Origin of the sequence: Rhodococcus marinonascens NBRC 14363, from assembly GCF_001894885.1 — a bacterium.
In the GTDB taxonomy this organism is placed as follows: Bacteria; Actinomycetota; Actinomycetes; order Mycobacteriales; family Mycobacteriaceae; genus Rhodococcus_F; species Rhodococcus_F marinonascens.
Genome location: NZ_BCXB01000007.1, coordinates 152,508 through 161,210 on the forward strand (window position 1 = coordinate 152,508; position 8,703 = coordinate 161,210).

Here is an 8,703-nt window from a genome sequence, read left to right on the forward strand (position 1 = left end):
AGGCAGCCCTGGCAATCGCGAAGATACGACACCGTCGCTTCAACGGAAATCGCGAAGCCGCGGTCCAACTCCGTGTTGCCTCGCTTCCCTTGAACCTCGAACGGTGCCGCTGAAAATACACGCAACCACCGACAGTTGTCTTCGGGCCCTGTCCTACGTGGCAGGTGACTCCCAGTCCAACGGTCACACGAAGCGAACCCTTCCCACGGACGGTGGCGATTCGAACCGAAACCGATGATCTCGGCGCGATTCGTTGACCAGATCAACCGCCGGGTTACGAGACGACCGTCCCGCCAGCCGGGACCCGGGGTGTCGGATTCCGCGGCGAAAGGTCAGTATGAAGTTAACCGGAACTAGCTTGTTCATCCAGACGACGAGGTGTGCACATGCCCGACGCGGCGCCCATCGGTGACGGGATCTTCCAGATCCCGGTCCCGATCACGAACAACCCCCTCGGTCACACACTCGTGTACGCGATGGAATCCCCCGGCGGCCTGATTCTCGTCGACGCCGGTTGGAACGACGACAACGCCTGGAACGGTCTCACCTCCGGACTCGAAGCTATCGGGCACTCGGTGAAGGATGTGGAAGGCGTCGTACTCACTCACTTCCACCCCGACCACACGGGTCTGTGCGGCCGGGTACGGGAGGCCTCCGGCGCATGGATCGCAATGCACGAATCCGATCACGAGTTGTTCGCGCACATATCGACCGGCTTCGGAACCGAGTGGATGAACTCTCAGAAGGCCAACATGGCGCGTGCCGGCGCCGGCGCATCAGACCTCGAGGCATTCCAGAGCTTCTCAGGCACGCACCCGCCAGTCGGTCCCAGCTCTGCACCGGACCGTGTCCTGGTCGACAACCAACTCATTGCACTCGCGGACCGCAGCCTGCGCGCTGTCTACACCCCGGGACACACGCCCGGCCACGTCTGCTTCTACCTGGAAGACGCCGACGTGATGTTCACCGGCGACCACGTCCTACAGAAGACGACGCCCCATGTCGGTAACTTTGTCTACCCGCTGGAAGAACGCGACGCCCTGGCCGAATTCATGGACTCGCTGCGTCGCGTTCAGACCATGCACGTCACCCGCGGACTCGGCGCGCACGGCATCCCCATCGACGACGTCACGAGCCGGGCCGGCGAGTTGATCGAACACCACGAAGAGCGACTCGACCATCTGTACAGGGCATTCGGCGACGATCAGATCACCGTGTGGCAGGTCGCCGAGCGCATGCAGTGGTACAAGCCGTGGGCAGACATCTCTCCCATGGGTAAGAGCATGGCACTGTCCGAGGCGGCAGCCCACCTTCGGCACCTCGTCGCCCGCGACCTCGTCGCGCAGGTGCCGAACTCCGAACCTGCAGTCTTCGCCCGCCGCTGACAGGTGAGCCGCAGCGGGCGCGTGAGCACTCCGTCACTCACACAGGCGGCCACTCACACAGGCGGCGTTTCTCACACAGGCGGCGTCATCTCCAACCGCACACCGAGAAGTCGTACCTCTCGCTCATGGTCGAGCCTATCGACCAAGGCTGCTGCTTGATCAGCAATCATGTCCGCATCGAATGTCGGATCCTGCATCGGCATACTCGTCGTGTGCGTGTCGAACGGGGCGTAGCGCACCTTTACCGTCACTCGCACCGCCCGACGGTTCTCCGCGACGATGTCCTCCCTGACGCGAACTGCCAAGCGACGGACCTCTGCCGTGACGTCCGTCCAGTCCACAAGGTTCCGTTGAAACGTAGTCTCCCGACTGTGCGACCTCGCAACCCACCGCTCAGCCGAGACCGGCGAATGATCGATACCGCGACCGATCCGGGCGTACCACGGACCCATGTTCGGACCGAGGGTCGCGGCCAACTCCCGGTCCGAAGCGTCTGCCAGTTGCCGGACCGTGCTAACACCCAAGGCAGCAAGCTTTCTCGAGGTCTTCCTACCAATTCCCCACAACGACTCGGTGCTGCGCTCCCCCATGACAGCAAACCAATTCTCCTCGGTGAGCCGATAGACGCCCTGTGGCTTGCCGAGATCGGTCGCAACCTTGGCGCGTAACTTGTTGTCACCTATGCCCACTGAGCAATGGAGGCCGGTCGCGGCCAAGACAGCATCGTGGACCGTTTCAGCGAAGGCTTCCGGGTCACCGGTCTCGACATCAAGAAACGCCTCGTCCCAGCCCGCTACCTCGACGACGACGTCCAGCGTCCGCAGAGTGTCCATCACGACCCCCGACACCTCGCTGTATGCCTCGGCGTCGACAGCAAGGAACACCGCGTCCGGGATCCTGCGTGCCGCGATCCTCAGTGGCATTCCGGAACCGACACCGAACTCGCGCGCCTCGTACGATGCCGTTGAAACCACACCCCGCTCGGTGGGATCTCCGCGACCGCCTACAACAACGGGACGTCCCCGCAGGTCAGGGTTGCGCAGGACCTCGACCGCGGCAATGAACTGATCGAGATCGACGTGTAGCACCCACCGCCGCCGCGTCGGAGTGCTCATGATCCCAGTATCCGTAATCGACTACACGTACATGTGGATATCCGAGTTCCGGACCCCAAGTTCCACAGCCGCTCAGGAGAGTTTGACGACATCATCGCCAACGACCTACCCAGTGGTTCGTCCGTCGTCACGGTCTCACCACCGGACGCCGCATTCACGAGTGACGGCTGCGGGACTTGGACGAAGACTGGGTGATCACGGCTCGTTCGACGAGTCTCCACCACTCTCACTGGTGATGGTGGACTGAGGCGGTGTACCGATTGGGGGTCGAGCGCGGGTCCATTCCGGTTGGGAACCGGACACCACGGAACCAGAGGCCGCACGATTCCAGCGGTGACACCACGTCCAGTGCCTGCTCGTACCCGGTGCCTACAACAATCACCCGCAGCAACTACGCCGGAGGGACCACCCCTCTGTCGTCGGTGGGCGGTGACTCGCCCTCATTGACCGGCGGTGGGAAGTCGCTATTGGAACCTTCGCACTCGTCTTCCAACTCGCTGTATGGATTGACACCAAATCCAGGCACGTAGTCCCCGTAGAATTCGTCGCAGTTGTTCTGCGGATCGTAGGGCTCCTGCACAAGGTAGTCCTGCTTGCTCACCGGCACTTCAGCGTCGAGAGCATCGCCCCAGGCAACACCCGATGCCCCCGATCCGAGCACGGTGACGCATGCCGCCACCGCGGCCAATCTCCTGCCCGTTCTCATGACTGCCTCCATCGATTTAGTTGCCTCTCGACGCGGTACCCATAACCCGGGCAATCAATCATCCTCGACGAGGACAATTTCTTCAAAAATCGACGATCGGTCGATTCACCGATCAGCAGGTCCACGCATACCGCAATTGTTGTGTCACTTCGTCCACCGGCTTGTGGCGGTACTCGGCGTACTCGTAGCCCTTGACCGCGAGGAGAGCCTCGATGATCAGAGGACCGAACAGGTCCCGCGCGAGGGCTGACGACTCGAGCTCTGCGAGCATGTCCGACGGCGAGGTCGGGAGCAGTTCGACCACGTTCTCTTCGGTGAGATCGGCTGGGTCGACCGACACCTCGTTCGGGAGAGGAAGATGGTCGACGATTCCGGCGTGGGCGGCGCCGAGGATGGCGGCGCTGCTCAGGTACGGGTTCGCGGACGAATCGATGGGCTTGACCTCGAGGCTTGCGCCGTGGGGGTTCCCGGCGGTATCCGCACACAGCCGCACGGCCGCCTCGCGGTTCTCCAGACCCCAGCAGCAGAACGCGCCCGCCCACATTCCCGGCCCCAACCGCAGGTGCGACAGTGCCGATCCGGCCATAACCGCAACGAACTGGGGCAGAGCGCGCGTTATGCCGGCGATGGCGCCTTCGCCGGAGGGCGTCAACCCGTGCGGGCCGGGACCGCCCGACAGGATCGGCAAACCTCGTCGCCAGAATGACACGTGTTGATGGGCGCCGCTACCGTAATCCCCCGCGACCGGCATCGGGGAAAAGGATACTCGCAACCCACTGGTACGTGCAGCACGGCTGATCAGTGCGCGTGCGAGAACTAGATTGTCGGCAGCACTGACGGGATCTGCGGGCGCTAGGGACACCTCGAACTGGTTGAGCCCGCCCTCCGCGTGGACCTGGTCGATCGACAGCCCGGCCACGGAGGCCGTGGCGAGCAGAGTTGCTATGAACTCTTCTTGCGCGAGAACGGCATTCAATCCGTAGATCGCCCATTCCTCCCTGGTCACCGCGCCGAAGAGCGTGAACTCGATCTCATGTCCGATGAGTGCGTCCAGACCGGCCGCCGCCAACCTCTCCGTCGCCCGTCGCAGCGCACCTCGGGTGCACGCGAGCGACGGCGTCCCATCCTGCTCGGACAGACACGCCGGCGCCCAATACGTTCCGTTCCCCAGGTTCCTCACGTCCTCTCGGTCAATCCGCAGGCGCAGATCGCCGACCATCGAGAAGCTCGGGGTCATCGCGATATGGTTGTCGACGCAATGCACACTCCAACTCGGTGATGCACCCGCGCCGGAGTCGACGAAGGACGCCAGCCTCGACATCGGGAACACTTTCGCCCGAGATATCCCGGCCAGGTCGACGACCGAGCCGACGATCCGGTCCGCAGGGCCGAAGCCTCCACCTTGGCTCAGCATCACGGACTCGTCATTGTCTATCTCACGAGAATCACTCATTTGCATTGCCTCAACTTGTTTGGCCTACCCCGGCTGACGACAGCGCCCCCATTGAGAGGATAGCTCTGAGACGGGCGCTGGACCCGATTCGGCGATGCTTCTTCAGCCCCCGTGCCGACATCGACAGCGCATTCCTATGGCGCCGCGCCCTGCGGGGGACGAGAATCAATGTTGAACTCCACAGAAGTGCTCGTCCTCTGTGGTGTCGCCATCCGTCCACTCGAAGCCAGCGGAGTTGTCCACAGTGAGCACTTCAGAATCCGAAGCCGCCTCCCCCACACCCGACGCCGTCTCGGCACACCCGGACGTCGATGCCGCCCTCCTCGACCTCGCGAAAGGCGAGAACGCGTGGGCCGCCCTTTCCTTGGCAGACCGCGCCCAACTGCTCGACAAGGTGCGCGAACTCGCCGTGCAACATGCTGCCGACTGGGTGGACGCCGCAGTCGCGATCAAGGGCCTGAACCCGAAGTCCCCGCTGGTCGGCGAGGAATGGATGTCGGGGCCGTACCCCTTCGCCATCGCCGCCGCGGCATTGTCCGCGAGCCTAGCGAAACTGGACGCCGGAACAAGTCCGCTCGACGGTGCCACATTCGGCACCGCACCCGGCGGCCGAACCACCGTCAAGGCTTTGCCGCTCGACATCTTCGACAGGCTGCTCCTGAGCGGATTCAGTGCTGAAGTCTGGCTGCAGCCCGGAATCGATCGTGCGACCGCACAGCGCGATGCCGGACTGGCCCAACGCGCCCCGTCGCGGACGCAGGGCGTCGGCGTGGTGTTGGGCGCCGGAAACATCACCTCGATCGCCCCGCTCGATACCCTGTACGAACTGATCGCACACAACCGTGTGGTCGCACTCAAGCTCAACCCCATCACCGACTCACTACTGCCCGTGCTGGAACGCGTCCTGGAACCGCTGATCTCGATCGGCGCCGTCCGAATACTGACCGGCGGTGCGGATGTCGGGACGTATCTGGTACACCACGCCCTCGTAGACCACGTACACATGACCGGCAGCGCACTCACCCACGACGCCATCGTGTTCGGCACCGGCGACGACGGCGCCCGCCGCAAGGCGGCGAACGAACCGATTCTCGACAAGCCCATCTCCAGCGAACTTGGCGGTGTGTCTCCGACCATCGTGCTGCCCGGAAAATGGAGTAGTGCCGACATCAAGTTCCAGGCAGAACACGTTGCGACTCAACGATTGCACAACGGCGGCTACAACTGTGTCGCGTCACAAGCCGTGGTCGTGTCGTCCGAATGGAAACAGCGCGACGAGTTCGTATCGGCCTTGCGTGACGCTATCGACCGGGCTCCGGATCGCTCCGCGTACTACCCCGGGAGTGATTCCCGTGTAGCCGGCGCCACCGCGGTGTTTCCCTCGGCGGCGCGTTTGGGCATGAACGGCGGACGGGTCCTCGTCACGGATCTGAACCTCGACGAGTACGCACCACTTCTCCAGACTGAGTACTTCGCCCCGGTACTGGGCGTGATCGACCTTCCGTACGGGGGCGCCGAGTTCGCTGCGCGGGCCGCGAACCTGGTGAACGAGGACTTCGTCGGTACCCTCGGCGTCAACATCATCGCCGCGCCGCAAACCATCAAGTCGATGGGATCGGCGTTCGATTCACTCCTCGAAAGCCTGCGGTACGGAGCCATCGCGGTGAACGCGTGGACCGGCCTCGCTTATCTCACCCCCACTGCGACCTGGGGAGCCTTCCCCGGGCACACTTTGAACAACGTCCAGAGCGGGATCGGAGTGGTGCACAACGCACTCCTCATCAACCGCCCCGAACGCACAATCGTGCGCGGTCCCTTCCGTCCCTCGCCACGGTCGGTCCTGAACGGCGAGATGTCCATCTCCCCGAAGCCGCCATGGTTCGTCAACAACCGAACCGCTGCGACGACGGGCCGTCTGCTGACAGGATTTGCCGGTGCCCCCTCATGGACCCGGCTTCCTGCAATCTTCGCGTCCGCCTTGCGCGGATGACGGGCCCGCACTTTCCGTCCCTCACCCCCGTCGAAGTGGAGACGAACGATGAACCAGGCACTGTCGGTAGCTGACTATGTGATAGTGGGGTCAGGTTCGGCGGGAGCCGTGCTGGCCGATCGCCTCAGCGCCGATCCCGGCAGCTCGGTCATCGTCCTCGAGGCCGGTCCCGAGGACAAGGACAAGTTCGCGCACATTCCGGCCGCATTCCCGAAACTATTTCGCAGCAATTTGGATTGGGACTACCTGACGGAACCACAACCGGGGTTGGGAGGCCGCGAGATCTATTGGCCCCGCGGCAAGATGCTCGGTGGCTCGTCGTCGATGAACGCGATGATGTGGGTACGCGGATTCGCGGCGGACTACGACGAGTGGGCTGAACTCACCGACGAATCGTGGTCGTTCAAGGAGGTCGTCAAGTACTATCGCCGCATCGAGAACGTGCAGGACGCATCCGATCCAGACAGCGGAACCGCCGGACCGATCTTGGTCTCGCACCAGCGGAGCCCCCGCACGCTCACCCAGGCATTCCTGGAAGCTGTCCGGGAGACCGGCCATCCGGTCGAGCGCCCGAACAAGAGTCGGCCCGAGGGCTTCTCACAGACCATGGTCACCCAGAAGCGTGGCGCGCGCTGGAGCACTGCCGACGCCTACCTCAGACCGGCCCTTACACGGAAGAACCTGACTGTTCTCACTGGCGCGCAAGCCACCCGGGTCCTCTTCGAAGGGTCGGCGGCCGTCGGCGTCGAATACGAGAAAGACGGCACTCGACGCACCGTGCACGCCGCGAAGGAAGTGGTGCTCGCCGGCGGGGCGATCAACACACCGCAACTGCTCATGCTCTCCGGTATCGGCGACCAGACGCAATTGCGCGAGCACGGCATCTCAGTGCGATGCCATGCGCCCGGGGTCGGAAAGAATCTGCTTGATCACCTGGTGTCGTTCCTCGGCTACAGCGTCGAGTCGGATTCGCTGTTCGCCGCAGAGAAGTTCCCGCAACTCGTCAACTACCTCACCCGCCGCCGGGGCATGCTCACCTCGAATGTGGGAGAGGCGTACGGCTTCGCACGCAGTCAGGACGATCTGGCACTGCCGGACCTGGAGATGATCTTCGGACCCGCACCGTTCTTCGACGAGGCACTCATTCCGGCGACCCGTCACGCCGTGGTGATCGGCAGCATCCTTCTGAAGCCCCAGAGTCGCGGCGAGATCTCGCTGCGTTCGGGAGATCCCCTCGACAAACCGGTCATCGATCCCCGCTACCTCAGCGACAGCGACGGCGTCGACCGCAAGGCGATGCTCGAGGGTCTCAGACAGTGCGACGAGGTGGCGTCGGCTCCGGCGCTGAAGTCGAAGCTGGGCAGCATGATTCGTCCAGCGGTGTCGCCGAGAACGCCGTCCGAGGAGATGCTCCTTCGGGCGCTGGAGGAAAACGCCCACACGCTCTACCATCCGGTAGGAACCTGCCGGATGGGCAGCGACACCGCCAGCGTCGTCACCCCGGAACTTCGGGTGCGGGGCGTCGACAAATTGCGCGTTGCCGACGCATCGATCATGCCCACCCTCATCCGCGGACACACCCATGCACCATCAATACTCATCGGCGAGCGAGCGTCAGACCTGATCCGTAACTCGTAGTGCGCTGCTAATACCGACGTGCTGCGTAGAACGGCATCGAATCGAGTGGTGCCTCCTTGACGGGTTGCCCCGTAGTGGATGCGTGGACGACCATTCCGTTTCCTTCGAATAGCGCGACGTGCTGGGCGCCGTTGAACAGAACGACATCGCCCGGCTGCAAGTCACCCCTCTCCACCGGAATCCCACTGTTCACCTGGTCGTATGTGGTTCTCGGAAGCGACACGCCGACCTGCTGATAGGCCCACTGCACCAGTCCGGAGCAGTCGAATGCATTCGGGCCGGTCGCGCCCCAGACGTACGGCGAGCCGATCTTCGACTTGGCCGCGGCGAGCGCCTGCGAGCCGTGAGTAACCGGCGATACCGGTGCCGGTGGTGGCGGCCCCGGTGCCGGTGGTGGCGGTCCCGGTATCAGCTGC

Annotated in this window: 8 protein-coding genes; 4 read left to right on the forward strand and 4 right to left on the reverse strand. The window is 63.7% G+C overall.

Annotated elements, in window-relative coordinates; translation table 11 throughout:
- The first annotated feature begins 386 nt into the window (after positions 1-386).
- Positions 387-1,385 carry an MBL fold metallo-hydrolase gene (locus RM2_RS07935; protein WP_072688282.1) on the forward strand — a complete coding sequence of 333 codons (999 nt, stop codon included), beginning with the start codon at positions 387-389 and terminating at the stop codon, positions 1,383-1,385.
- A 71-nt stretch (positions 1,386-1,456) separates the two neighbouring features.
- Here the strand turns inward: RM2_RS07935 and RM2_RS07940 are convergent, their stop codons facing one another.
- Positions 1,457-2,500, reverse strand: coding sequence for a DNA polymerase IV (locus RM2_RS07940; protein WP_072688283.1), 1,044 nt, complete (start codon positions 2,498-2,500; stop codon positions 1,457-1,459).
- Positions 2,501-2,533: 33 nt separating this feature from the next.
- Between RM2_RS07940 and RM2_RS26130 the strand changes: the two genes are divergently transcribed.
- Positions 2,534-2,695 (forward strand): Rv1352/Rv1906c domain-containing protein, encoded by a 162-nt coding sequence (locus RM2_RS26130; RefSeq protein WP_507762063.1) that lies wholly within the window; start codon positions 2,534-2,536, stop codon positions 2,693-2,695.
- A 196-nt stretch (positions 2,696-2,891) separates the two neighbouring features.
- Here RM2_RS26130 and RM2_RS07945 read toward each other — a convergent pair whose 3' ends face one another.
- Positions 2,892-3,206, reverse strand: a complete 315-nt coding sequence (locus RM2_RS07945; protein WP_072688308.1) for a hypothetical protein — start codon at positions 3,204-3,206, stop codon at positions 2,892-2,894.
- 112 nt (positions 3,207-3,318) lie between these two features.
- Entirely contained in the window at positions 3,319-4,620 is a 1,302-nt protein-coding gene (locus RM2_RS07950) for a type I glutamate--ammonia ligase (RefSeq protein WP_072688309.1), read from the reverse strand.
- Between the two features lie 283 nt (positions 4,621-4,903).
- On the opposite strand from RM2_RS07950, the gene RM2_RS07955 reads away from it, so the two are divergent.
- Both RM2_RS07955 and RM2_RS07960 read left to right on the forward strand, forming a co-directional pair.
- Positions 4,904-6,649: an aldehyde dehydrogenase family protein gene (locus RM2_RS07955; protein WP_072688284.1), complete on the forward strand. Its 1,746-nt coding sequence runs from the start codon at positions 4,904-4,906 to the stop codon at positions 6,647-6,649.
- Between the two features lie 48 nt (positions 6,650-6,697).
- A complete protein-coding gene (locus RM2_RS07960) occupies positions 6,698-8,287 on the forward strand; it encodes a GMC family oxidoreductase (protein WP_072688285.1) in 1,590 nt (529 codons plus the stop codon).
- Between the two features lie 7 nt (positions 8,288-8,294).
- Here RM2_RS07960 and RM2_RS07965 read toward each other — a convergent pair.
- Positions 8,295-8,703 (reverse strand): C40 family peptidase (locus tag RM2_RS07965; protein ID WP_139277692.1); only part of this gene is annotated, 409 nt, incomplete at its 5' end.

Bases quoted from the DNA above. Each gene is read 5' to 3' on its own strand.
- RM2_RS07935 (WP_072688282.1), top strand. From the start codon at position 387: ATGCCCGACGCGGCGCCCATCGGTGACGGGATCTTCCAGATCCCGGTC.
- RM2_RS07940 (WP_072688283.1), bottom strand. From the start codon at position 2,500: ATGAGCACTCCGACGCGGCGGCGGTGGGTGCTACACGTCGATCTCGAT.
- RM2_RS07945 (WP_072688308.1), bottom strand. From the start codon at position 3,206: ATGAGAACGGGCAGGAGATTGGCCGCGGTGGCGGCATGCGTCACCGTG.
- RM2_RS07950 (WP_072688309.1), bottom strand. From the start codon at position 4,620: ATGCTGAGCCAAGGTGGAGGCTTCGGCCCTGCGGACCGGATCGTCGGC.
- RM2_RS07960 (WP_072688285.1), top strand. From the start codon at position 6,698: ATGAACCAGGCACTGTCGGTAGCTGACTATGTGATAGTGGGGTCAGGT.